At 36.4% G+C, this 22,855-nt stretch carries 22 protein-coding genes and 1 pseudogene; 14 read left to right on the forward strand and 9 right to left on the reverse strand.

The features are described 5' to 3' along the window. Nucleotides 1-279: 279 nt before the first annotated feature. Nucleotides 280-543 (forward strand): hypothetical protein, encoded by a 264-nt coding sequence (locus AC0IWE_RS09615; protein ID WP_471792909.1) that lies wholly within the window; start codon nucleotides 280-282, stop codon nucleotides 541-543. A gap of 122 nt (nucleotides 544-665) precedes the next feature. Here AC0IWE_RS09615 and AC0IWE_RS09620 read toward each other — a convergent pair whose 3' ends face one another. Together AC0IWE_RS09620 and AC0IWE_RS09625 are read right to left on the reverse strand one after the other, a co-directional pair. Then, nucleotides 666-1,394, reverse strand: coding sequence for a hypothetical protein (locus AC0IWE_RS09620; RefSeq protein ID WP_471792910.1), 729 nt, complete (start codon nucleotides 1,392-1,394; stop codon nucleotides 666-668). 19 nt (nucleotides 1,395-1,413) lie between these two features. Next, complete coding sequence (locus tag AC0IWE_RS09625; protein ID WP_471792911.1) at nucleotides 1,414-2,868, reverse strand: B12-binding domain-containing radical SAM protein; 1,455 nt, start codon at nucleotides 2,866-2,868, stop codon at nucleotides 1,414-1,416. A gap of 196 nt (nucleotides 2,869-3,064) precedes the next feature. On the opposite strand from AC0IWE_RS09625, the gene AC0IWE_RS09630 reads away from it, so the two are divergent. Continuing rightward, nucleotides 3,065-3,781, forward strand: coding sequence for a hypothetical protein (locus tag AC0IWE_RS09630; protein WP_471792912.1), 717 nt, complete (start codon nucleotides 3,065-3,067; stop codon nucleotides 3,779-3,781). A 112-nt stretch (nucleotides 3,782-3,893) separates the two neighbouring features. Here the strand turns inward: AC0IWE_RS09630 and AC0IWE_RS09635 are convergent, their stop codons facing one another. Next, a complete protein-coding gene (locus AC0IWE_RS09635; protein WP_471792913.1) occupies nucleotides 3,894-5,084 on the reverse strand; it encodes a BaiN/RdsA family NAD(P)/FAD-dependent oxidoreductase in 1,191 nt (396 codons plus the stop codon). Between the two features lie 54 nt (nucleotides 5,085-5,138). Here AC0IWE_RS09635 and AC0IWE_RS09640 point away from each other — a divergent pair. After that, nucleotides 5,139-6,277: pseudogene (locus AC0IWE_RS09640) on the forward strand (5-(carboxyamino)imidazole ribonucleotide synthase). Between the two features lie 183 nt (nucleotides 6,278-6,460). Beyond that, nucleotides 6,461-6,985, forward strand: coding sequence for a 5-(carboxyamino)imidazole ribonucleotide mutase (gene purE, locus AC0IWE_RS09645; protein WP_471792914.1), 525 nt, complete (start codon nucleotides 6,461-6,463; stop codon nucleotides 6,983-6,985). Nucleotides 6,986-7,357: 372 nt separating this feature from the next. Here purE and AC0IWE_RS09650 read toward each other — a convergent pair whose 3' ends face one another. After that, nucleotides 7,358-7,921, reverse strand: coding sequence for a YqgE/AlgH family protein (locus tag AC0IWE_RS09650; protein WP_055911827.1), 564 nt, complete (start codon nucleotides 7,919-7,921; stop codon nucleotides 7,358-7,360). 46 nt (nucleotides 7,922-7,967) lie between these two features. Here AC0IWE_RS09650 and pdxH point away from each other — a divergent pair, with 46 nt between their 5' ends. The 4 genes from pdxH (at nucleotide 7,968) to ruvB (ending at nucleotide 11,116) form a co-directional block, all read left to right on the forward strand. Continuing rightward, nucleotides 7,968-8,618 (forward strand): pyridoxamine 5'-phosphate oxidase, encoded by a 651-nt coding sequence (pdxH, locus tag AC0IWE_RS09655; protein ID WP_055911831.1) that lies wholly within the window; start codon nucleotides 7,968-7,970, stop codon nucleotides 8,616-8,618. Between the two features lie 549 nt (nucleotides 8,619-9,167). After that, nucleotides 9,168-9,569, forward strand: coding sequence for a 3-hydroxyacyl-CoA dehydrogenase NAD-binding domain-containing protein (locus AC0IWE_RS09660; protein ID WP_471792915.1), 402 nt, complete (start codon nucleotides 9,168-9,170; stop codon nucleotides 9,567-9,569). After that, nucleotides 9,484-10,062 carry a 3-hydroxyacyl-CoA dehydrogenase family protein gene (locus AC0IWE_RS09665; protein WP_471792916.1) on the forward strand — a complete coding sequence of 193 codons (579 nt, stop codon included), beginning with the start codon at nucleotides 9,484-9,486 and terminating at the stop codon, nucleotides 10,060-10,062. Before AC0IWE_RS09660 ends, AC0IWE_RS09665 begins: the two co-directional genes overlap by 86 nt. 31 nt (nucleotides 10,063-10,093) lie before the next feature. Beyond that, nucleotides 10,094-11,116: a Holliday junction branch migration DNA helicase RuvB gene (gene ruvB / locus AC0IWE_RS09670; protein WP_055911838.1), complete on the forward strand. Its 1,023-nt coding sequence runs from the start codon at nucleotides 10,094-10,096 to the stop codon at nucleotides 11,114-11,116. 139 nt (nucleotides 11,117-11,255) lie between these two features. Here ruvB and AC0IWE_RS09675 read toward each other — a convergent pair whose 3' ends face one another. Continuing rightward, nucleotides 11,256-11,639 carry a GxxExxY protein gene (locus tag AC0IWE_RS09675; protein WP_463494149.1) on the reverse strand — a complete coding sequence of 128 codons (384 nt, stop codon included), beginning with the start codon at nucleotides 11,637-11,639 and terminating at the stop codon, nucleotides 11,256-11,258. Nucleotides 11,640-11,762: 123 nt separating this feature from the next. On the opposite strand from AC0IWE_RS09675, the gene AC0IWE_RS09680 reads away from it, so the two are divergent. Then, entirely contained in the window at nucleotides 11,763-13,271 is a 1,509-nt protein-coding gene (locus tag AC0IWE_RS09680; RefSeq protein ID WP_055912022.1) for a bifunctional GNAT family N-acetyltransferase/carbon-nitrogen hydrolase family protein, read from the forward strand. 63 nt (nucleotides 13,272-13,334) lie between these two features. Here AC0IWE_RS09680 and AC0IWE_RS09685 read toward each other — a convergent pair whose 3' ends face one another. After that, entirely contained in the window at nucleotides 13,335-13,541 is a 207-nt protein-coding gene (locus AC0IWE_RS09685; RefSeq protein WP_055911843.1) for a hypothetical protein, read from the reverse strand. 137 nt (nucleotides 13,542-13,678) lie between these two features. Between AC0IWE_RS09685 and queG the strand changes: the two genes are divergently transcribed. Continuing rightward, nucleotides 13,679-14,614: a tRNA epoxyqueuosine(34) reductase QueG gene (queG, locus tag AC0IWE_RS09690; protein ID WP_471792917.1), complete on the forward strand. Its 936-nt coding sequence runs from the start codon at nucleotides 13,679-13,681 to the stop codon at nucleotides 14,612-14,614. 547 nt (nucleotides 14,615-15,161) lie between these two features. Here the strand turns inward: queG and AC0IWE_RS09695 are convergent. Further along, nucleotides 15,162-16,955: a M1 family metallopeptidase gene (locus AC0IWE_RS09695; RefSeq protein ID WP_471792918.1), complete on the reverse strand. Its 1,794-nt coding sequence runs from the start codon at nucleotides 16,953-16,955 to the stop codon at nucleotides 15,162-15,164. A gap of 167 nt (nucleotides 16,956-17,122) precedes the next feature. Further along, nucleotides 17,123-18,076: an exonuclease domain-containing protein gene (locus AC0IWE_RS09700; protein ID WP_471792919.1), complete on the reverse strand. Its 954-nt coding sequence runs from the start codon at nucleotides 18,074-18,076 to the stop codon at nucleotides 17,123-17,125. 184 nt (nucleotides 18,077-18,260) lie between these two features. On the opposite strand from AC0IWE_RS09700, the gene AC0IWE_RS09705 reads away from it, so the two are divergent. The 4 genes from AC0IWE_RS09705 (at nucleotide 18,261) to AC0IWE_RS09720 (ending at nucleotide 22,141) form a co-directional block, all read left to right on the forward strand. After that, nucleotides 18,261-19,775 (forward strand): DUF3857 domain-containing protein, encoded by a 1,515-nt coding sequence (locus tag AC0IWE_RS09705; RefSeq protein ID WP_471792920.1) that lies wholly within the window; start codon nucleotides 18,261-18,263, stop codon nucleotides 19,773-19,775. Nucleotides 19,776-20,037: 262 nt separating this feature from the next. Beyond that, nucleotides 20,038-20,235, forward strand: coding sequence for a hypothetical protein (locus AC0IWE_RS09710; RefSeq protein WP_471792921.1), 198 nt, complete (start codon nucleotides 20,038-20,040; stop codon nucleotides 20,233-20,235). Beyond that, nucleotides 20,236-20,964 carry a DUF3857 domain-containing protein gene (locus tag AC0IWE_RS09715; protein WP_471792922.1) on the forward strand — a complete coding sequence of 243 codons (729 nt, stop codon included), beginning with the start codon at nucleotides 20,236-20,238 and terminating at the stop codon, nucleotides 20,962-20,964. Next, nucleotides 20,930-22,141: a transglutaminase-like domain-containing protein gene (locus AC0IWE_RS09720; RefSeq protein ID WP_471792923.1), complete on the forward strand. Its 1,212-nt coding sequence runs from the start codon at nucleotides 20,930-20,932 to the stop codon at nucleotides 22,139-22,141. Before AC0IWE_RS09715 ends, AC0IWE_RS09720 begins: the two co-directional genes overlap by 35 nt. Before the next feature lie 221 nt (nucleotides 22,142-22,362). Here AC0IWE_RS09720 and AC0IWE_RS09725 read toward each other — a convergent pair whose 3' ends face one another. Next, nucleotides 22,363-22,851 carry a DUF2867 domain-containing protein gene (locus tag AC0IWE_RS09725; RefSeq protein WP_471792924.1) on the reverse strand — a complete coding sequence of 163 codons (489 nt, stop codon included), beginning with the start codon at nucleotides 22,849-22,851 and terminating at the stop codon, nucleotides 22,363-22,365. Nucleotides 22,852-22,855: the final 4 nt, after the last annotated feature.

Raw genomic sequence — 22,855 nt, forward strand, 5'->3', positions numbered from 1 at the left:
GTTTAGTTCAATTGGTGTTAAGTTTAGCTTGTCGAAACGACTTTAATAAACACTATTGATAGGTACAAAATTTACGTTCGTCATTGCGAGGCACGAAGCAATCTATCATGCTAGTAATCCGTGTTGAAAAGATTGCTTCGGCGGCTGAAAAGCCTTCTCAGCAATGACGATGCTTTGAATAATTTATTCCTCTTAATTTTAACATTACCTATATTCCCTCTCATTAAATACGTTAACCTTAACTATCACAATTTTGTGATATACGCACATTAAATCAATATGAAACCCAACAAGCGCTATACCATTGCCAGTGTTATATTTTTAATACTTAGTATACTTGTATTTTCCTATAGCGGCTATTATATTCTGGGGATACAAACTGTAAACTTATTCCTGGCACTGATTGCAATGGCTTTTATCACCTCTTTAATAGCGGTGATTAAAGATCGGAAATCTACGCCATCATGGTTATTGCTGATCTTAAATTCGATTATATTGATCTGCATCCTCTATTTCCTTACACATTTTAAAATGAAGATGTAAGGCTAATGCCATCTTTAAATTATTGATCATCCTCCCTATACCGCAGCGGAATGGAGAGATAGACCTAGATAGATTTGTCGACTTCGTTGCAATTGCTCGAAATGAAGATTTATAATAAGAATTTACAAGACCAATAAACCGTATTCTCTCAAAGTATTAATAGGTTTTGAATACCAAAAAAGTTCGAAATTTTCCATTTCCCGTTCAAAATCTATTTTAACTTCTTGAAAAGTAAGCACCTTTTCATTATCTATCGAAACCTTATCTAAAATGGCATTCAGCCACTCCCCTTCTTTTCTATTGGTTTGTACCGTAAAAGTTTCCTTTTTATCGTGGAAGGTAAGCGATGCCATTTCCCAGGTATGGCCTTTTTTAGATTTTGTAAAGTAACTGGTGGCAGGCTTCCCACCTATCCATACTACTTTTGCAGTTGTTTTGGTGTTAAACTGATCTCCGTTGTTTAAAGCTTTCTCAATAAAATCGGCAGGAATTTTTGTTCTCGGGATTTTGAAATCGAACCAATCCTGAAGTTCGTAATCAAAACATATTCCATGCATGAAGTTAAAAAGTGATTTCTTTAAACCAAAGCTAAATTTATTATGATCGATACCTGTTTTATCAGTGTAGTTAATATCATTATTGGCAAAGGAACCAATTGCTTCAGTATCTTTTACCACGCCAAATTTTTCGGGGTACATCCCCACCGGACTATGGGCCGTCATGGCAAATTGGTGCCAAAAACCCGATTGTAATATCCCAACTTCAAATAACTGGCGCACCATTTCTAAGCTATCAACTGTTTCCTGTATGGTTTGGGTAGGATAGCCATACATTAAATACGCATGTACCATTATTCCTGCTTCAGTAAAATTACGGGTAACTTTTGCTACCTGCTCTCACTGTTACGCCCTTATCAATTAGTTTTAACAGGCGATCTGATGCTACTTCCAATCCACCAGAAACAGCAATACACCCAGATGCCTTTAATAATAAGCACAAATCTTGCGTAAAGCTTTTTTCAAAACGAATATTTGTCCACCAGGTTACGGCCAATTGCCTTCTGATGATTTCCAAGGCAACTTCGCGCATTAACGCGGGCGGTGCAGCTTCATCAACAAAATGGAAGCCATTCTGTCCTGTTTTCGCATATAAATCCTCAATGCGGTCTACAATTAATTTGGCTGCAACAGGTTCATAAACCTTAATATAATCGAGAGAAATGTCGCAAAAAGTACATTTACCCCAATAACAGCCATGTGCCATGGTAAGTTTATTCCATCGTCCATCGCTCCACATGCGATGCATCGGGTTAACAATTTCGATTACTGAAATGTATTTATCCAACAATAACCCCGTATAATCGGGTGTTCCTACATCAGCCTGCTTGTAATCATTTCTGAAGGCATCGTTGCGGTAAACAACTTTACCGTTTTCTAACAAGAAAGTTCTTTTATAAAAATGTGCTTCTGTTGGAAAGGGATGTGTGATATTATGGTATAAAAGTTCAATTGGTAATTCACCGTCATCTAAAGTGATGAAATCGAAAAATTCAAAAACCCTCGCATCCGACAATGACCTTAACTCTGTATTTGGAAAACCACCACCCATAGAAATCTTAATCTCCGGATGGTTTGCCTTAATCCATTGTGCGCAACGGAACGCGCTATACAAATTACCCGGAAAAGGAACAGAAATTAAAAATAATTTTGGCTGAACGGCCTCAATCTTTTCTTTTAAAACTGAAATCAGAATACGATCAATATATGTCGGCTCTTTTATCAAAGCACCATATAATTCATCAAACGAATTAGCACTTCTGCCTAAACGCTCTGCATAACGGCTAAAACCGAAATTTTCATCAATACATTCAACTATATAATCAGATATATCTTCGAGATAAAGTGTGGCAAGGTGTTTGGCTTTATCTTGCGTACCCATGGCACCAAAAGCCCAATCCAATTTTTCTAAAGTTGCAAAACGCGAAGCTTGAGGAAGAAAATCATCACTACAGATCTGCAAAGCCAATGTTGGATTTTTTCCTTGTAAAAAGGCAATTACAGCATCAATAGTTTTTAAATATTCATTTTTGAGTGCAAAAATCCTATTCGAGTTATCGCTTTTTGGAAGAAGATTATCTTCTGTTTGGATAAATAAATCTTGCAGTCCTTTTTTAGAAAAAAGCCTTAAAATAACTTCAATTCCCAAATCTGCCTGTGTAGAACTGATATTTTTAGTGTTTAGAAAACCTTTTATATACGCTGTTGCTGGATATGGAGTATTCAGTTGGGTAAATGGTGGCGTAATTGCAAGTATATCGGTTTTCAAGAAGGATTGTTTTTCTTGCAAAAGTACGGGAATTATTAATAGCGTAGTAACCCTATCCGGATTTTACATCTTGATCAAGGTCTATTCTGCATAAAAGATGCTAAAATAAATTCAGCGTGAATAATCGATAACGCAATTTTAAACTAAAACCGCTATGTAAACGTTTTAACAATACATCAACGCATTTTCTACCTGAATGAAAGTTTTTTGTTTTTTCTTCCTGATGCTCTTCGTGCAAATCAGCTTTGCGCAAAAAGCATTTGTATTTCCTAAAATTAAAGCGCAAGGTGCTTCTGCTGAACAATTTACACCTGCCAACTGGACTGCCATTGATCGGGTTTATGGTGACCTTAACAATGATGCGACAGATGATTTAGCTTTGGTTTTTGAATTTAACAAAACTATAGATGAAACACGCGTTTATGGCGACAATAATACCGATATCATAAAAGAAACGCAGAAGCCGAGAATATTGGCCATTTTTTTTAAAGATAAATCAACAGGAGCGTATCATTTATCTACCCAGAACAATGACTTTATTCTTCGATCGGAAGAAGGAGGTAAATTAGGTGATCCACTACAACAAATTGCCATTAAAGATCAACAACTTTATCTGCGCTTTCAAGGTGGCTCTGAGTGGCGTTGGGAATTGGGCTATACTTTTAAATTCGAAAATAAAGACTGGTTTTTAACAAGTGCAATCAATCTTTATTTTAACCAAAACAGCGGTGATATGACGGAAAGGGTTTACGATTTCAAAACGCGTGAATTATTTACCACCGTTGGCAACTTGCACAGAAGAGATATTGCGAACCGGAGAACGAGTGAGGTTTTATACTTTTCTCAAATGAGGACTTTCAAAACCTTTAAAAAGCCATGGGCATGGGAAGTAATGCCTAATGTTTATTTGTAGTGAAACTAACCTCGCAAGCTTTAGAAACCTACGAAGTTTATTTTAGCTGGCCCTAAAAAACACAAACCACTTCTTAACTTTCTACAGATGAAGCAATTGTAAAATTTTACAATTAAATATTTTGTGCAATTACAAAACCACTCGCCCAGGCCCATTGAAAATTATAGCCGCCCAACCAACCTGTAACATCTAAACATTCGCCACCAAAAAACAAATTTGGAATCTTTTTACTCTCCAGCGTTTTAGAAGAAATTTCGTTCGTATCTATCCCGCCACGCATTACTTCGGCTTTATCGTAACCTTTATCACCCGCAGGTTTAACTTTAAAATGATGAATGGTTTGCTCAATTAAATCGATTTCCGATTTTGTTAAGGCTGCAACAGGTTTATTTAAAGGCAAAAATTTACCTAAAGCATCGGTAAATTTCTTAGTATAAATCCTATTTAATAATGTAGATAATAAGGTTTTACCGTTATTCTTCCTTTCATCATCCAATAAGGAAACAATATTTTGATGAGGCAACAGGTTTAAATTAACTGTTTCTCCCCTTCTCCAAAAGGAAGATATCTGCAAAATTGCCGGGCCACTTAAGCCCCAATGGGTAAAAAGAATATTTTCTTCAAAAGAGATTTCATTATTGCTCACTTCGCAAAAAACAGAATTGCCAGAGAGCTGCGCAAACCATTCTTCATCTTTACCGGTAATGGTTAGCGGCACTAATGCTGGTGCAGTTTCTATAATTTTAAGCTCATGCTTTCTGGCAAATCGCAAAGCGAAATCAGTAGCTCCCATTTTTGGGATCGGCAAACCACCAGTTGCAATCACCAGTTTTTCAGATTTTAAAATAATCGTTTTCCCATTTTTCTCATAGCTTACTTTAAAGCCTTCAGGAAGTATTTCGATATCCTTAACGTCAGCATTACATCTTATTTCCTGTCCGAAATCTGCACAAATGGAAGTAAAAACTGCTACAACATCTTTGGCATTCTTATCATCAGGAAATAATTGACCTAATGTTTTTTCTTTTCCTGTAATCCCGTAGGTTTCGAAAAAACCAATGGTATCATCAACAGTCCATTGTGTAAAAGCCGATTTGACGAAATGCGGATTGGCCGATATAAACTGCTCAGCAGATGCAAATTGATTGGTATAATTGCACCTTCCCCCGCCCGAAATCAAGATTTTAGCACCTGGCTTTTCATTTTTTTCCAGTACAATTACATTCTTACCCAAATAGCCTGCCTGCACCGCACACATCAATCCGCAGGCACCTGCACCAATAATTATTGCATCAGCATTCATCAATAAAATTTATTATGGTTACTTTTGCACAAAAGTAGCATTATTTTCAAGCGCATGGCAAAACAGATTAGCGAATTAAAATTAGGTATTTTAGGTGGCGGACAATTGGGTAGAATGCTCATTCAGCAAGCCATAAATTACAACGTAACCACATTAGTTTTAGACCCGGATCCTGATGCCCCCTGCAAAAATATTTCCAACTATTTTGAAAATGGTTCAATCACTGATTTTGATACCGTTTATAATTTCGGAAAGAAAGCAGACATTATTACCATTGAAATTGAAAAAGTAAATATTGATGCCTTGGAGCAACTTGAAAAAGAAGGCAAAAAGGTTTTCCCACAATCGAGGGTAATCCGCTTAATACAGGATAAAGGCGTACAAAAACAATTTTTCAAAGAAAACGATATTCCTACATCTCCTTTTCAGATTGTAAATACTAAAGAAGATATGGAGAACAGTCCTTTCCATTTTCCATACATTTTAAAATTGCGAAAAGATGGTTACGATGGTAAAGGTGTAATGAAAATTAACAGTGCTGCTGATCTTAATAAAGCTTTTGATGCACCATGTATTATTGAAAAACTTGTTGATTTTGACAAAGAAGTAGCGGTAATTGTTGCCCGTAATGCCAATGGTGATATGAAAACTTTCCCTATGGTAGAAATGGAATTCAATCCTGAAGCCAATCTTGTGGAATTTTTAATTTCTCCATCCACTTTTGCCGAAAGTTTGCAGCAAAAAGCAGAGAATATCGCTAAAAATATTGCCTCAGCCATGAACATTACCGGAATTTTAGCCGTAGAAATGTTTGTTTGTAAAGATGGCGAATTGTTGGTTAACGAAGTTGCTCCCGCCCACACAACAGTGGCCACCAAACGATAGAAGGCAATTATGTTTCTCAGTTCGAACAGCATTTACGTTCTATATATAACCTGCCACTTGGCGATACCAGTAGTATTACCAATGCCATTATGATTAATTTACTTGGCGAGAAAGGTTTTGAAGGCGTAGCTAAATATGAAAATCTAGAAAAAATATTGGCAATAGATGGTGTTTACGTGCATTTATATGGTAAAAAATACACAAAACCTTTCCGCAAAATGGGCCATGTAACCATAGTGGATATTGACAGGGAAAAAGCCATTGAAAAAGCACGCTTTGTACAAAAAACATTAAAGGTAGTGGCATAAGCCCCCTAGCCCCCTGAAGGGGGAACTAATAGCGGGATGGAAAAACAAAAAGTTTAAAGAATAAAAATTAAACGATATACACGAACGTCTAGAACTCAAAGGCCCTGAAGGGGAAACCGATAACAAGGTGGCAATAGCATAAATAAATAACACGAGTAAAAAAAAAAACGATTGATATGAACGATGGAAATTCAAGTTCCCCTTTTAGGGGCGGAGGGGTTTTTGGTAGGAATAATTATGGGTAGTAAATCAGATCTTCCTGTGATGCAAGATGCTGCCGATGTGCTTAAAGAATTTGGAATAAACTATGAAATTACAGTAGTTTCTGCACATAGAACCCCAGAACGCATGTTTAACTATGCTAAAGAAGCACAAGGCCGTGGCCTCAAAGTAATTATTGCTGGTGCTGGTGGAGCAGCCCATTTACCAGGCATGGTTGCTTCCATTACAACATTGCCAGTAATCGGAGTTCCGGTAAAATCATCAAACTCTATTGATGGCTGGGACAGTATTTTATCAATCTTACAAATGCCGAATGGAATTCCCGTTGCTACAGTAGCATTAAATGCAGCTAAAAATGCAGGTTTATTGGCTACTCAGATTTTAGCAACCGCTGATGAATCTTTAACGGTTAAAATGCAGGCCTATAAAGATGAGTTGAGAAGGAAAGTTGAGGAGAGTGCTGAAGAAATGAGTTCTCAGTTGTAAGTTTTCAATTTACAATAATACAAGATGAAAATATTAAAGAAAATAATCAAAGTCACATTGATTATATCAATTGTTTCTTTAATACTTTCCGCTCTATTTTGATAGTTTATGGTGAAATTAATGAATTAAACATCAATAATTTCACCTCAATATTCATTTGGTATTCACTTTTATATACCATGTGGGCAATATCTATATGTACACCTATTTTAATTATAATTTCTCTATCCAGAAAAATCAATAAAGAACCGGCATGGAGTTATGTTAAAGCAGAAGCAACTATATTATTAATTGTAACTGGATTCCCGACGTTGTTAATTCTTTTTTATTACAAGCGATATTAACTCAATACTCCAATCTCTCAACTCAGAACTAATTCAAACTCGGATCAACCGGGAAATTACTGATATGTGCATACTTAGGACCTAAATTTACAACCACATCCCGCCAAAGTTTTTCATCATCATTACTAAAAATAAGATCAGGATTAAAAGTATCGCTCACCATCCATGCATTCTCTTCAATCTCCCGATCCAGTTGTCCTTGGTCCCAACCAGAATAACCCATAAAAAATTTCACTTCATCAGTACTTATTGCATTGGTATTTAAGAGAATTTTAAGGGTTTCAAAATTTCCACCCCAGTACAAACCATTGCCGATAGGTTCTCCGCTCTGTAGTTTATCAAAACTTCGATGTATAAAATGTAAGGTATCCGCAGCTACCGGGCCGCCAAAATAAATATAGTTTTTCGCATCCCATAAATCCTGAATTACGTCGTTAAGGATTAAATTTCCTACCTGGTTAAGAATATATCCTACAGTACCATCATTGCCATGTTCGGTTAATAATACTACAGATCTTTTAAAATTAGGATCGGCCATAAAAGGTTCTGAGATGAGCAGGCGGCCTGTTTTTGGTTTTATATTGTTTAGCATGATGATAATCGTTTGTTACACCGTAAAAGATGCCTATTTTTGTTAAATGCAAGTTACAAATGAATTTCTACAAAACCTGCGCCAAGATTACAAAAGCGCTTCGCTAGATGAATCTGACGTTGATCAAGACCCTATTGCCCAGTTTAAAAAGTGGTTTCAGCATGCTGTTGATGCCCAGATATACGAACCGAATGTAATGACTTTGGCTACGGCTGATAAAGCTGGCCGACCAGATGCCCGCATCGTTTTACTTAAAGGTGTTGATACAGATGGCTTTAGATTTTTTACCAATTACCTGAGCGCAAAAGGAAAAGAACTAAAGCGCAATCCATATGCGGCTCTGGTATTTTTCTGGCCAGAATTAGAAAGACAGGTTAGAATTGAAGGAACAGTAGAAAAACTGGATAAAGAAACCTCAGAAACGTATTTTAACACCAGGCCAATTGCCAGTCAGATTGGTGCAGTAGCTTCACCTCAAAGTCAGATTATTCCAAACAGAGGGTTTTTGGAAGAAAAATTTGAAGCGTTAAAAGCCAAAAGCAATGATGATGGTATACCTAAACCTGCACACTGGGGTGGTTATATCGTAAAACCTACACGAATAGAATTTTGGCAAGGAAGAAGAAGCAGATTGCACGATAGGATAAATTTCGAAAAAGTTAAAGGAATCTGGACCAAAACCAGATTAGCTCCTTAAGGGGTTGATAAAATAAATAGAGATCTGCTATCCAGCAAGATCTCTATTTTAACTAATCATTAACTAACCTAAATTGACTAGGAAGTACCTTTATTAAAGCGTCTCCATTTTCTAAAAATGCCGACGGTTATTTTCTATATTTTAAAGCAATTTAATTCTGTTTTTGTTTTTCTTAATAGCTTAAAAACCCTTAAAAAGACATTAAAATGAAGTAATATCCATGTATATCTACTTTCCGTCAATTCAATAAAAACCTTAAAAGATTAACATTTTATTTAATTAATTTTAAGTTTATTTTTTGTTACTCAGCATTTTAAAAGCTTATAAAGCAATAAAAAATCATTGTGTTAAAGCTCATTTTCATCCTGTAATCTTCATTCACAACATGATAAAAAACTGAGGATGAAAATTTTTAATTAAATTAAAATTTAATACACAAACATTCAAAAATCATCATCATATCAGTTACCCAAGCCAGAATTTTTAATTATAATGATTGATGGAACTCGGCTTCAAATAAGTAAATTCGCTTTTTAAATCCTTTAAAAGATGAAACAAATTGCATTAATCGGATCTGGTACAATGGGAAATGGCATAGCCCATACTTTTGCACAATTCAATTACCAGGTAAACCTGATTGATATCAATCAAACTGCGCTGGATAAGGCTTTACAAACCATTACAAAAAATCTAGACAGGCAGGTTACTAAACGAACTTTAACCGAAGCCCAAAAAGCAGCAACAATTGATAACATTACAACATATACATCAATAAAAGATGGCATTCAAAATGCTGATTTAATTGTAGAAGCAGCCACCGAGAATGTAGATTTAAAATTGAATATTTTTAAAGAGTTAGATCAATTTGCTCCCGCTTCATGCCATTCTTGCGTCCAATACGTCTTCTATTTCCATCACTCAAATTGCTGCTGTAACCAATCGGGGCGATAAAGTAATCGGGATGCATTTTATGAATCCCGTTCCGGTGATGAAACTGGTAGAAGTAATCCGTGGTTATGCCACAAGTGATGAAACAACGAATACAATTATGTCGCTATCACAAAGCTTGGAAAAAGTTCCTGTAGAAGTAAATGATTATCCTGGTTTTGTAGCCAACCGCATTTTAATGCCGATGATTAACGAAGCCATTTATACTTTATATGAAGGTGTTGCCGGGGTTTATGAAATTGATACGGTGATGAAACTTGGAATGGCACACCCAATGGGACCGCTTCAATTGGCAGATTTTATTGGTTTAGATGTTTGCTTAGCAATTTTAAAAGTTTTGAACGATGGTTTTGGTAATCCTAAATATGCGCCATGCCCTTTACTGGTAAATATGGTAGCTGCTGGCAAAAAAGGTGCTAAAACCGGCGAAGGCTTTTATAAATATACGGTCGGCTCAAAAGATCTGGTGGTTTCTGATAAATTTAAAAAATCCTAATTTTTTTAGCATTTAATTTTATATTTGCTGTATGAATGAGAATCTGGATCCTGAAGCAAGCAACCTTACCCCTACCGATCGTGATATTGAAAGGGTTTTAAGGCCACAGGCTTTTGAAGATTTTACCGGACAGGAAAAAGTGATGGAAAACCTGAAGATTTTTGTTCAGGCGGCAAAACTTCGTGGCGAAGCTTTAGATCATGTGCTTTTACATGGCCCTCCGGGATTAGGTAAAACTACACTTTCTCATATTATTGCCAATGAAATGGCAACTGGTATTAAGGTAACTTCGGGTCCTGTTTTAGATAAACCCGGCGATTTGGCTGGTTTGTTAACCGGGCTTGATGAAGGTGATATACTCTTTATAGACGAAATTCACCGCCTATCTCCTTTGGTTGAAGAATACCTTTATTCGGCCATGGAAGATTTTAAGATCGATATTATGCTCGAAACCGGACCAAATGCCCGCTCAGTTCAAATATCGCTCAATCCTTTTACATTAGTTGGTGCCACCACCCGATCTGGATTATTAACTGCACCTTTGAGGGCCCGTTTTGGGATCAATGCCAGGTTAGCTTATTATGATGCCAAATTACTGACAACGATTGTTTTACGTTCTTCGGAAATATTAAAAACTCCAATCAGTGATGAAGGAGCTTACGAAATTGCCCGCCGTAGCCGTGGTACACCCCGTATAGCCAACGCACTTTTACGGAGAACGAGGGATTTTGCCCAAATTAAAGGAAACGGAAATATTGACACCGAAATAGCCCGCTATGCTTTAGATGCCTTAAATGTAGATGAACATGGCCTTGATGAAATGGACAACAGAATTCTGGTAACAATTATCGATAAATTTAAAGGTGGCCCGGTGGGATTAAAAACCATTGCTACTGCTGTTGGTGAAGATGAAGGCACTATTGAAGAGGTTTATGAGCCATTTTTGATTCAGGAAGGATACATTATGCGCACTTCAAGAGGAAGAGAAGTTACCGAGGCTGCCTATAAACATTTGAAAAAGAATTTTCCAGGGCAAACCGGAAAGTTGTTTTAACATCAATATTTTTCCCACAGATTAACTCAGATAAAAAACACAGATCATCAAAGATAGAACATGTAGGATACTGATAAAAAAATATTTTCAATCTGCGGCCCTGATCTGCTAAATCTGTGGGAAAAGTGCCACAAGGTATTTAAAGATCTAATCGGTTAGCTTTTCTGAAAATACTATCCGCGATATTATCCGTATTAAAATTGACTAATATACCTAATTTATAATCTGACAACTTTAAATAAGTTAGCAATTGCTTATGATGAACGTTCATAATAAACTCCACTGATTTCAGTTCAATAACTACCTTATTTTCTACCAAAAGATCTAATCTATATCCAACATCGACTGTAATTTCCTCATAGTGCATAGGTAATGAAACCTGCCTTTTCACAAGTAATCCAGCCTTTTCTATTTCATATTTTAAGGCAGCTTCATAAGCAGATTCGAGTAAGCCTGGTCCAAGTGCATTATAAACTCTAAAAATACTTCCCCGAATGATGTATGATATTTCATTTTCCGTCATTATCTAAATATAATAATTTATTCTAAAAAGGAATATATTAAATCCCGGAACAGAAAACCTGTTTAACAGATTTAAAAAAACATTAAGGCAACTTTTATGTTCAATAATTACAAATCAAACATTATGAATATTGAATTACGTAAGCTAACGCTCGAAGATTACGCAGACCTTAAAGAATCTATGCTCCAGGCATACGACAGCATGGGTGGTTCCATCTGGCCAAAATCAAGTATCGCAAAATTAGTTAATATTTTTCCTGAAGGACAGCTTTGTATTGCTGTTGATGATAAAGTAGTAGCCTGTTCGTTAGCCATTATTGTTGAATATGATGAATATGGCGACAGGCACACCTATAAACTCATTACTGGCGATTACTCGTTTTCCACACACGATCCGAACGGAGATACACTTTATGGCATCGAAATTTTCGTTCACCCCGAGTTTCGCGGTTTGCGTTTAGGAAGAAGGTTATATGAAGCCCGGAAAGAACTTTGCGAAAGCCTGAATTTAAAAAGTATCATTGCCGGAGGCAGAATTCCAGGTTACCACGAATATGCTGAAAAACTTAGTCCGCGACAATATATCGATAAGGTTAAATCCAAAGAAATTTACGATCCTACGCTAACTTTCCAAATTTCCAATGACTTTCACGTAAGAAAGGTATTAAAAAACTATTTACCCGGCGATAAAGAATCAAAAGAATATGCCACCCTAATTGAGTGGAACAATATTTATTACCAGGGTATAGATGCTTCTGCACGATCAGCAATGACTATCCGGTTAGGATTGGTGCAATGGGAAATGCGTTTATTCCCGAATATGGAAGCATTTTATGAGCAGGTAGAATTTTTTGTTGATGCGTTGAGCGGTTACAAATCAGATTTTGTAATGTTTCCGGAGCTATTTAACACGCCATTACTGCAACCTTACAATCACTTACCAGAAATTGAGGCTATGCGCAAACTCGCCGAAAAAACTGAAGAGATTGTGCAAAAAATGCATGAATATTCACTGAGTTACAATACAAATATCATTACAGGTAGTATGCCGCTTATTGAGGATGGCAAGCTTTATAATGCAACCTACCTTTGCCACCGCACCGGCAAAATAGATGAGTACAGAAAAATACACATTACGCCAAATGAACAGAAATATTATGGCATGATTGGAGGCGATAAAGTACAGGTTTTTGATACTGACTGTGGTAAAGTGGGTATTTTAATCTGCTATGATGTAGAATTTCCGGAGTTAAGCCGCATTTATGCTGATCAAGGCATGCAGATTCTGTTTGTTCCGTTTTTAACTGATACACAGAACGGTTATACTCGCGTTCGCCATTGTGCACAGGCAAGAGCAATTGAAAATGAATGCTACGTGGCCATTGCAGGCTGTGTAGGTAATTTACCAAAGGTAAATAATATGGATATTCAATTTGCGCAATCTGCCGTGTTTACACCTTCCGATTTTGCGTTTCCAACCAATGCAATAAAAGCAGAAGCTACGCCGAACACAGAAATGGTGCTGGTAGTGGATGTTGATTTGCACTTACTGGACGAACTTCATCATTACGGAACAGTAAAAGTGCTTAAAGACCGCCGAAAAGATCTTTACCAGGTTAAACTTTTAAAATAACAAGCCATAAAAAATGCCGGTCAAATTAATGAGCCGGCATTTTCATTTTAAATCTAAAGCTAATTATTTTCTCATCACAAACCAGATAATCAGACCAATAATAACTGCTATTGGCAATACCCATTTTAAGGCTTGTCCCGCACCGTTTTCGTCTTTTTCCGTTACAGCAGGCTTTGCTGGTCCTGGATCTTGTTTATGACTTTCGTAATCTTTTTCAATCGGTTTAGGAGCTTCTCCTGATTCCGTATGTTGCGGATCTATATTTTCCATAGCTAATACTCTAAAAGTTCTCCATTCCAGTTGTTATGCCATTCTGGATGAACCATAATCAATTAATTTAGTTTCAGTATTTAGAACAAGCGATTAATGAAAATGTTTTAAATCCTAAGCCTTATCTTTGCAGTTAGGTGTATAACAATTCTGCAAAATATAGCCAATTGATCAAAGATGAAGCCTTGCGTTTGGGCTTTATGGCCTGTGGCATTTCGAAAGCTGAATTTCTTGAAGAAGAAGCACCGAGACTTGAAAACTGGCTGAACCAAAACCGACATGGCGAAATGAAGTACATGGAAAATTATTTCGATAAACGCCTCGATCCAAGGTTACTGGTAGATGGGGCAAAATCGGTAATTTCCTTATCATTAAACTATTACACCAACGAAAAGCAATCAGATCCGGATGCACCTAAAATATCTAAATATGCTTACGGACAAGATTATCATACTGTAATTAAAGAAAAACTGAAGGAACTCACCCATTTTATTGAAGAAAACATTGGAGAGGTTTCTGGAAGGGCTTTTGTAGATTCTGCACCGGTTTTAGACCGTGCCTGGGCAAAAAAATCGGGTATTGGCTGGATTGGTAAAAATTCTAACTTAATCAGTAAAACCGATGGTTCATTTTTTTTCCTTGCTGAATTAATTGTTGACCTTGAATTGGATTATGATCATCCGTACCAGGCTGATTATTGTGGAAGCTGCACCCGCTGTTTGGATGCCTGCCCTACTGATGCAATTATTGCCCCGCAAGTTGTTGACGGTACGAAATGTATTTCTTACCTCACCATTGAGCTTAAAAATGAGATTCCGAACGAATTTAAGGAGAAGATGAGCAATTGGATGTTCGGGTGCGATATTTGTCAGGATGTTTGCCCATGGAACCGGTTTTCAAAAGTTCATAACGAAAACGCCTTTAAACCTGAAAATGGATTACTGGATTTGAATGCAAATGATTTAACAGAAATTACAGATGATGTTTTCAAAAAAGTGTTTAAGGGATCAGCTGTGAAACGCACCAAATTTGCAGGATTGAAAAGAAATATTGATTTTTTGAAGCCAGAATAATTGCATTTTATTCACGTAATACTAAAAATGTCGTCATGCTGAATTCATTTCAGCATCTATAATAAGTTTAATAGTCCTGCGATCAATTTCAAATAGCTGATTTCGCGAAGAACTGTCTTCTTTCCCGCACATGCGGGAATCTTAATGCATCCTGCTAAGGCTTTACGATTCCCAATCGATTTGGGAATGACGTCAGCGGATGTATTATTTTACTTCGATATTTTTATATAAAGATTAACGTTTATTTATTTAATTTCTATAAACAATTAACAAAAACTAATTTCGCTAAGAAGGGGCGTCTTTCCCGCGCATGCGGGAATCTTAATGCATGCTGCTAAGGCTTTACGATTCCCAATCGAGTTGGGAATGACGTCAGCGGATGTAAATATCTACTAAACTTCAAATGCTTTTATAAAACCTTTATTCTCTTTGGATGACGATAGAATAAGTGTTTCCTAAATATGAGATTTTGAAACAAATAACTATAGCTAGGAAGTCGAATTTACTAAGCAAATCGCCTAGGAAAACTCAACTTCCTCAAATCATTCTAATTTACAGAGAAACTATTATCGCTTTTTACTTTATCTGGAGTGTGCGGATTGCCCATTACCACTTTTGATAACTTTTTAGTGGTTTTTATTTCAATCTTAACCTGTTGATTTCCTTTTTCCCAAACACCAATAGTACTGTGGTTATTTTCTGTAGATCCATCTTTATAATTTAAAGTTAAATCGATTGGCAATGGCTTTATGCTTTTATTTTCGATTATAATTGTATAACCATCAGAAGTTTTATCCACTGATTTTATGGCCATATCGGTTACACCGCCCTCAAAAAACCAGGCTTTCCAAAACCAATTCAGGTTTTTTCCACTACCCTCGTTTATACTGTTGAAAAAATCGTACGGCATTGGGTGCTTGCCATTCCAGTTTTTAATATAAGTATGCAAAGCTTTGGTGAATAATTCATCACCCAGATAATCCTTAACAAAAAGATAAGCCAAACCAGGTTTTGGATAAGAGTTGGTAAATGATCCCGATCCTTTTAAATCAGGAGTTAAGGTCATAATTGGTGTATCATCTTTGCCTCCAGATGAGGATGCTGTAGGTTGAACGCCATACTCATCTACAATAGTAGAATCGATCATTGGCGAAATCAACCACTCGCCTATTGTTGCCCAACCTTCGTCCATCCATCCATATTTGGTTTCATTTATACCCATATAGAAAGGAAACATGGTATGAAAAATTTCATGATCTGTTAAGGTAATTGCATCTACGCGATTATCTACTGGATTATCATTTACCATCATTGGATATTCCATTTGGTCTAACCCATCAAATATAGTTTCGTGGTTATAAGGAAAAGGCCATTTCGGAAAGGTGTAACTCATTGATTCTACTGTTTTACGGGCAAAATCGATTACTTCGTAATAATCTTTATGTTTTGGATTAAAAACAGCATCAACACGGGTTCTTCTTTTCGTTTTTGGATCAACAACCAAACTGCTTGATTTCCATAAATAATGGTCGCTAAGGGCAAATACAAAATCCGTTACATTTTTCGCTTCGAACTTAAATGTATTAAAAGCATTGGGCTGCGTTACTTTCTTATCTGCCAGGTCTTTATCTGTGATTACATCTACCACAGCATCATTTTTTTCGGCAGAAAGCATTCTCGAAACAATATCTTTCTGGAAAACTTCTGCAGGATTTTTCAAATCTCCGGTAGCCCAAACTCCATATTCACCGGGTACCGTTATCGAAGCATTAAATTGATCAAAATCATTGTAAAACTCTTCGGCACCGGTATAAGGAAATTTGTTCCATCCATCAACATCATCATAAACTGCAATACGGGGAAAAAAGTAGGCCACAAAATGTGAACCTTCATCTACCTGACCGGTACGCATATGCGAACCCTTATTAAGGGTATAATTGTAATCTATTGAAAAACTAATGGTTTTACCAGGCAATACTGCTGCAACGTTAACAGTCATATTGGTTCCATCTATTTTAAAATCGGTTATTGCTTTGCCGTTGGCAAGCAATTTTTCTATCGCAACACCTTCACCAAGATCAGATTCTGCAAATTTTGATTTCCGAGGTGTTCCTTTTTTGTAGAGATTCGGATAAAGTTTAAACCAGATCTCTTTAAGTGTATCAGGACTGTTATTTGTATAGGTTACCTGTACTTTACCCTTCAACAACCTGCTTGTAGGATTAAAATTTACATTCAGATCGTACTTAGAGCTATTTTGCCAATAGTTTTTACCAGGTTTGCCATTGGCATTTCTGGTTTCCTTTTGATAGGTTTTCTGAAATTCAGATGCTATAGGCAACGTTGTTTGCGCGTTTAAACAAAACGCACTTAATATTAATAAACTAAATATTGATAAGGATTTCATTTTTCTTAGCATAGCGCTTAACGCATGGCGCCTGGCGGTTAATTTATACAAGTAAACATTAACAGTAACCGATTAAGCAGCTTAAACAGTTAATCAAATATTTATTTACCAAACTTCATTTTCAATTGTTCCAACATATCCGTATTAATCGGCTCTGCGGGTTTTTCTTTTTTGGGTTGAGGTTTAGGCTGGTATGGAGGTTTATTTGCAGGTGCAGCATTTTGTGGCTTTGCAGCTCTGTTTTCGTTTTTCTTGGCATTGAATTTTGCCCATTCTTCGTCTAACTTCTTCTTCGTATATAAAGGGAAATCACCATTTTTCATCCATGCATAATAACTTGGCTCTACACTAAATACCTGATGAGTGGTTTTGCCCTTATGCTTTCCAAAATTAAAACACACCTGATCGTTATCATCGTAAACCAAACGGCCGGCAAAATCTACCGGCTTATTAATATTGGTAAAAATATGCAAGGCATCCACATCATTTACAACCGGAATGCTTTTAACACCTTGTTTGCTTTCAAATTCTGTTTCTTTGTACATTTCCAACTGGCCGAGTAAAACTTTATAAGTTGCAATTACATCAGCTTCTGCAGCGTGGGCATTAATTAAATCTTCCTGGCAATAAAACTTATAGGCCGCTTTTAAAGTACGCTGTTCCATCTGGTGGAAAATGTTCTGTACATCAACAAATTTGCGGTTGGCCATATCAAAATCCACCTCAGCCCTTAAAAATTCTTCTAAAAGCATCGGGATATCGAATTTATTGGAATTATAGCCCGCCAGATCACTTTCGCCAATAAATTTGGCAATTTCTACCGCCAAAGCTTTAAATGTTGGCTCATTGGCAATGTCTTCATCATAAATACCGTGAATTAACGAAGTTTGCAAAGGAATCGGCATTTCAGGATTTACACGCCAGGTTTTAACAATTTCAGAACCATCCGGCATGGCTTTTAAAATCGCAATTTCTACAATTCTATCTGCTCCAACATTTATTCCAGTAGCTTCTAAATCAAAAAATGCTAAAGGGCGCTTTAAATTTAATTTCATTTCTTATGATGTGAGATTGGCGACATTAGATTTGTATCGGAATGTCAAATTCATTTTTTTCAAAAGTGCTAAAAAGGTTTCATTAGTTCTCTAAAACAACTTTATTAATTTCTAAATTTAATTGTCAAATTATTTCTGAATGTTAGTTTGTAGGGTTAAATTGCACCAATTTATTATCGCTCAAATGAATAAAACCTTAACCTTACTATTTCTCTTATTTTTATCGCTGGCTGCTCAGGCACAAAATTTTAACTACGGAGCCATTACTTACGACGATTACGAATTGGACAGGAAAAAATTAGATAGTAACGCCAATGCCATTGTGCTAAAAGAATTCGGTACGGCTTCCATCCAAAGAGATGATAATACAGGAAGTATGGAACTGATTTTTGAACACCACGTAAAAATCAAAATATATAATAAAGAAGGTTTTAAAGAAGCCAATATTATTATTCCTACGTATAAAGACGATACCCGCGAAGAAATAATCAGCGAGTTAAAAGCTTCTACATTTAATTATATCCAAAATAATTTTGTAGAAACGGTGATGGATAAAAAAGCTGTTTTTACCGAAAACCGCTCTAAATATACCAGGCTTACCAAATTTACCCTTCCCAACCTTAAAGAAGGTTCTATTATCGAATATAGTTATAAACTGAGATCGCCAAATATGTTTAACTTTAAAACCTGGGAGTTCCAAAGTGATATACCCAAGGTAGTGAGCGAATACCTGGTTTACATACCCGGAATTTACAATTACAATGTTTCTTTAAGGGGATTTCAGAAACTTACTGATCAAAAAGTAGAATTGAGCAAGGAATGTCTGCGTTTATCTGGCACGGCAATAGATTGTTCGAAAATTACTTACCTGATGAAAGATATTCCTGCATTTATTGAGGAAGATAACATGACGGCGCCCAGCAATTTTAAATCAGCCATTTATTTTGAGCTTTCTGATGTTCAGAGTTTAAATGGAAGCAAAACTTCTTATACCAAAACATGGAAAGATGTTGATTATGAATTATCAACTGATAAATCATTAGGGGCGCAGATGAAAAGAAAGGATGTTTTTAAAGATCTTATCCCGGTAATTACGAAGGGAAGCAATGATGATCTGGAGAAAGCAAAAGCCATATTTAATTACATTAAGAAGCAGATTAAGTGGGATAATTATTACGGAAAATACGCTGTAGACAATATTAAAAAAGCACTCGAAAACCGATCTGGTAATGTTGCGGATATCAATCTGAATTTGATTGCAGCCCTCTCCGCAGCCAATTTAGATGCCGAAGCGGTGATTCTCTCTACCCGCGACAATGGAACTGTAAACAAACTTTATCCGGTAATAAGTGATTTTAATTACCTTGTTGCTAAAGTAAATATCGGGGATAAAAGTTACCTTCTAGATGCCACTGAGCCACTTCTTCCCTTTGGTTTATTGCCATTGAGGTGTATTAATGATCAGGGCAGGGTAATTAACCTGAAAAAACCTTCTTACTGGATCGATTTAACAGCAAGTCAGAAAACTGTTAGCAGTTACATTCTGATCGGAAAAATGACGCCAGAAGGAAAAATTCTAGGTACTTTGACTACCCATACACTGGGATATGCAGCATACAATAAAAGAAAAGATATTTTGCGTTATAATTCTGTAGATGAATATGTAGAAAAGTTCAGACGAGCGCTTAACAAGAATTAAAATACTTGAACATAGTATAATAAATATTGATAGTGTAGAACATCCGCTTACAGAAAAATACGAAGTTGAATTTACGGTAACTGATGGCTCAAACGCGAATCAATTCTATTTAAGTCCGTTTTTTATTAATACCATTTCTAAAAATCCATTTAATTTAAATGAGCGCACCTACCCTGTTGATTTAGGCGCAGCATCAGATGAACGCATCATTATCAATGTTACTTTACCCGAAAAATACCAGCTGATAGAAAAACCAAAAGATTTGGCCATTGGCTTACCAAATGCCGGCGGAAAATATATACTAAATACAAATTTAGAAGACAATACCATTTCTATGAACCAGGTTTTGCAATTTAACAATGCAATTTACCAACCAGAAGAATATTTGTTTTTGAAAGAATTTTACAGCAAAATTATTCAGAACCAGAAAACAGAATTTTTATTAAAAAAGGCAAATTAAATGAAATTTTTATTCAGTGCGGCTTTCCTGCTTTTGGTATCGGTTTCTGGCTTTGCGCAAGATAATTATGATGTCGATTTAATTCCTGCCAATTTACGCAACCGGGCTAATGCCTGTATCCGAAATGAAGAAACTATCGTTGATATGCGTTCTCCGGATAATGTAATGCTGAACGTTAAAAAGGCAATTACAGTTTTTAATCAAAACGGCGATGAGGAAGCGCGTTTAGTGCTTTATTACGATAAAAACATAGCAATTAAAGGGATAAAAGGTGAAGTTTACAATAGCGTAGGCAAGCTCACCAATAAATTCTCCCAAAACGATTTTTCTGATATGAGTGCTGCTGATGGATTTTCGCTTTTTGTTGATAGCCGTGTGAAACACTACCTGCCAGCTGTAAACCAATATCCCTACACCATCGTTTACAATTACGAAATCAGAAACAAACAAAACCTCATTATACCCGATTGGAACCCAAAACCGGCAGATGATGTTTCTGTTGAAAAAAGCACTTATACTTTTATTTGTAAACCTGCAGACCAGGTAAGAATAAAAACGCAGAATTATAGCGGAACTCCTGAGGTTACAACTGATGAGAAGCAAAAAAAAACCATTTGGAAAGCAAATAATATATTAGCAGTTAGAACTGAACCTTATAGCCCATCGCACGAAACCTATAACACGAGTATACAGATTGCCCCTACAGGATTTTTATTACTACAACCATAAAGGCACTTATACCAATTGGCAGGAACTGGGCAAATGGATTTATGATGATTTGTTAAGAGAACGCAAATCGCTGCCGCCTACCACAATACAAACCATAAAAGACCTGGTTAAGAACGAAAAAACTGAAAAAGATAAAGCCCGCAAAATTTATCAGTACCTACAGGATAAAACGCGATACATTAGCGTTCAGATTGGCATTGGTGGTTTTCAGCCTATTGCTGCCGGCGAAGTAGACCAACTTGGTTATGGAGATTGTAAGGCATTGGTAAATTACATGCAAAGTTTACTTAATGCTGCAGAGATAGATTCTTATTATTGCGTGGTAGAAGCCGGCTCAGAGAAGAAAAGCATGGACCCAAAATATGCCAGTATGGTACAAGGGAATCACATCATTTTATGCATGCCGTTAAAAGGCGATACCACCTGGTTGGAATGCACCAGTCAGAAAATACCCTTTGGCTTTTTAAGCGACTTTACCGATGATAGATTGGTACTGGCCTGTACCGCAGATGGAGGGAAATTATTGCATACCCCAAAATTAACCACTGCGGAAAACCTGCAAACACGCAATGCCGACTTAACTATACAAAAAGATGGAAGTATTGCCGGACAAATGAAAACGGTTTATGCAGGTTCTCAATACGATAATCAAGAATCACTGATCGGAAAATCCATAACGGAACAGCACAAGTTGTTAAAAGAAACTTACAACATTGATAATATTGATTTTGAAACAGTTTCTTTGGCGCAGAAAAAAGAAATAAACCCAAAATTGATAGAAGATATTTCCATCAACATCAGGAATTACGCACCTGTAAATGGAAATAAAATGTTTTTGCAGCCCAATGTTTTCAATGTTAAAAGATCAATACCTGAAATGAGGAACAGAACTTTACCTGTTTACATTAACCGTGGCTACACTGATGAAGATACCATTATTTATACCCTTCCTGATAATGTAAATACCGCACTAATTACACCCCAGGATAAACATTTTAAGAGTGTATTTGGTGAATATGTTTGCAAAGCAGCTGTTAACGGAAATAAACTAACCTATTACCGCAAACTGGTTTTAAATGATGGCACATTCCCTGCTGATCAGTATACTGAATTTTCGAAATTTATTAACGATGTTAATGCCTCAGATTATTTAAAATTAGCACTTAGCTTGAAATAATTACTACTTTAAAAAAAACGCAAGAAACACATTTGTGCTATTTTTGTGGGAGGAAAATAGGTTTAGCTTAAAAAAATGATCCCTAATCCGATTCCAATAATCATAATTAGGTACATTAGGATTTCTGTTGAGGCAAATCTTTTGTATTTGGTCCAGAATGAGTAATCATTTTCTTCGTTTGGCATTTTTATATTCTATTCGGCAAAAATAAGCAAATAGATTTAATTACCCGGTTTGTAAGTTGTAATCTCTTTAGCCATACCTTTAAAAAGCACAATGTGAAATGGCCACATGGCATACCAGTACATCCTGCCCCATAAGCCCTTAGGCCTGAAAGTTGCGATTTGCGATAAAAATGATTTGCCATGAAATTCTACCAGTTTAAGCTCCAGCCATGCTTCGCCTGGTACTTTCATTTCGGCATATAACAATAATCTTTTACTTTTTCTATCTGCCAGCAATACCCGCCAAAAATCCAGCACATCACCTGCCTGAAGATCAATGTTACTAGTTCTTCCCCTCCGCGTGCCAACCCCACCGAACATCTTATCCAAAAACCCGCGCAATTGCCAAAGCCAATCCATAAAATACCATCCCCTGCTGCCGCCAATGCTCCAAATATTCTCGAAAACTTCTTCAGCTTTGCGCTCAAATGGCATTTTTACTTTATACTGCAAGGTTCCGTTTTGGGGAACTTTAATCTGATCCATAAAA

It is taken from the genome of Pedobacter sp. AC402 (assembly GCF_979252805.1).

What these genes read in the sequence shown, in the direction of transcription:
- AC0IWE_RS09615 (WP_471792909.1), top strand. Translation starts at nt 280, where the DNA reads ATGAAACCCAACAAGCGCTATACCATTGCCAGTGTTATATTTTTAATA.
- AC0IWE_RS09620 (WP_471792910.1), bottom strand. Translation starts at nt 1,394, where the DNA reads ATGGTACATGCGTATTTAATGTATGGCTATCCTACCCAAACCATACAG.
- AC0IWE_RS09630 (WP_471792912.1), top strand. Translation starts at nt 3,065, where the DNA reads ATGAAAGTTTTTTGTTTTTTCTTCCTGATGCTCTTCGTGCAAATCAGC.
- AC0IWE_RS09635 (WP_471792913.1), bottom strand. Translation starts at nt 5,084, where the DNA reads ATGAATGCTGATGCAATAATTATTGGTGCAGGTGCCTGCGGATTGATG.
- purE (WP_471792914.1), top strand. Translation starts at nt 6,461, where the DNA reads ATGGAAATTCAAGTTCCCCTTTTAGGGGCGGAGGGGTTTTTGGTAGGA.
- AC0IWE_RS09650 (WP_055911827.1), bottom strand. Translation starts at nt 7,921, where the DNA reads ATGCTAAACAATATAAAACCAAAAACAGGCCGCCTGCTCATCTCAGAA.
- pdxH (WP_055911831.1), top strand. Translation starts at nt 7,968, where the DNA reads ATGCAAGTTACAAATGAATTTCTACAAAACCTGCGCCAAGATTACAAA.
- AC0IWE_RS09660 (WP_471792915.1), top strand. Translation starts at nt 9,168, where the DNA reads ATGAAACAAATTGCATTAATCGGATCTGGTACAATGGGAAATGGCATA.
- ruvB (WP_055911838.1), top strand. Translation starts at nt 10,094, where the DNA reads ATGAATGAGAATCTGGATCCTGAAGCAAGCAACCTTACCCCTACCGAT.
- AC0IWE_RS09675 (WP_463494149.1), bottom strand. Translation starts at nt 11,639, where the DNA reads ATGACGGAAAATGAAATATCATACATCATTCGGGGAAGTATTTTTAGA.
- AC0IWE_RS09680 (WP_055912022.1), top strand. Translation starts at nt 11,763, where the DNA reads ATGAATATTGAATTACGTAAGCTAACGCTCGAAGATTACGCAGACCTT.
- AC0IWE_RS09685 (WP_055911843.1), bottom strand. Translation starts at nt 13,541, where the DNA reads ATGGAAAATATAGATCCGCAACATACGGAATCAGGAGAAGCTCCTAAA.
- AC0IWE_RS09700 (WP_471792919.1), bottom strand. Translation starts at nt 18,076, where the DNA reads ATGAAATTAAATTTAAAGCGCCCTTTAGCATTTTTTGATTTAGAAGCT.
- AC0IWE_RS09705 (WP_471792920.1), top strand. Translation starts at nt 18,261, where the DNA reads ATGAATAAAACCTTAACCTTACTATTTCTCTTATTTTTATCGCTGGCT.
- AC0IWE_RS09715 (WP_471792922.1), top strand. Translation starts at nt 20,236, where the DNA reads ATGAAATTTTTATTCAGTGCGGCTTTCCTGCTTTTGGTATCGGTTTCT.
- AC0IWE_RS09725 (WP_471792924.1), bottom strand. Translation starts at nt 22,851, where the DNA reads ATGGATCAGATTAAAGTTCCCCAAAACGGAACCTTGCAGTATAAAGTA.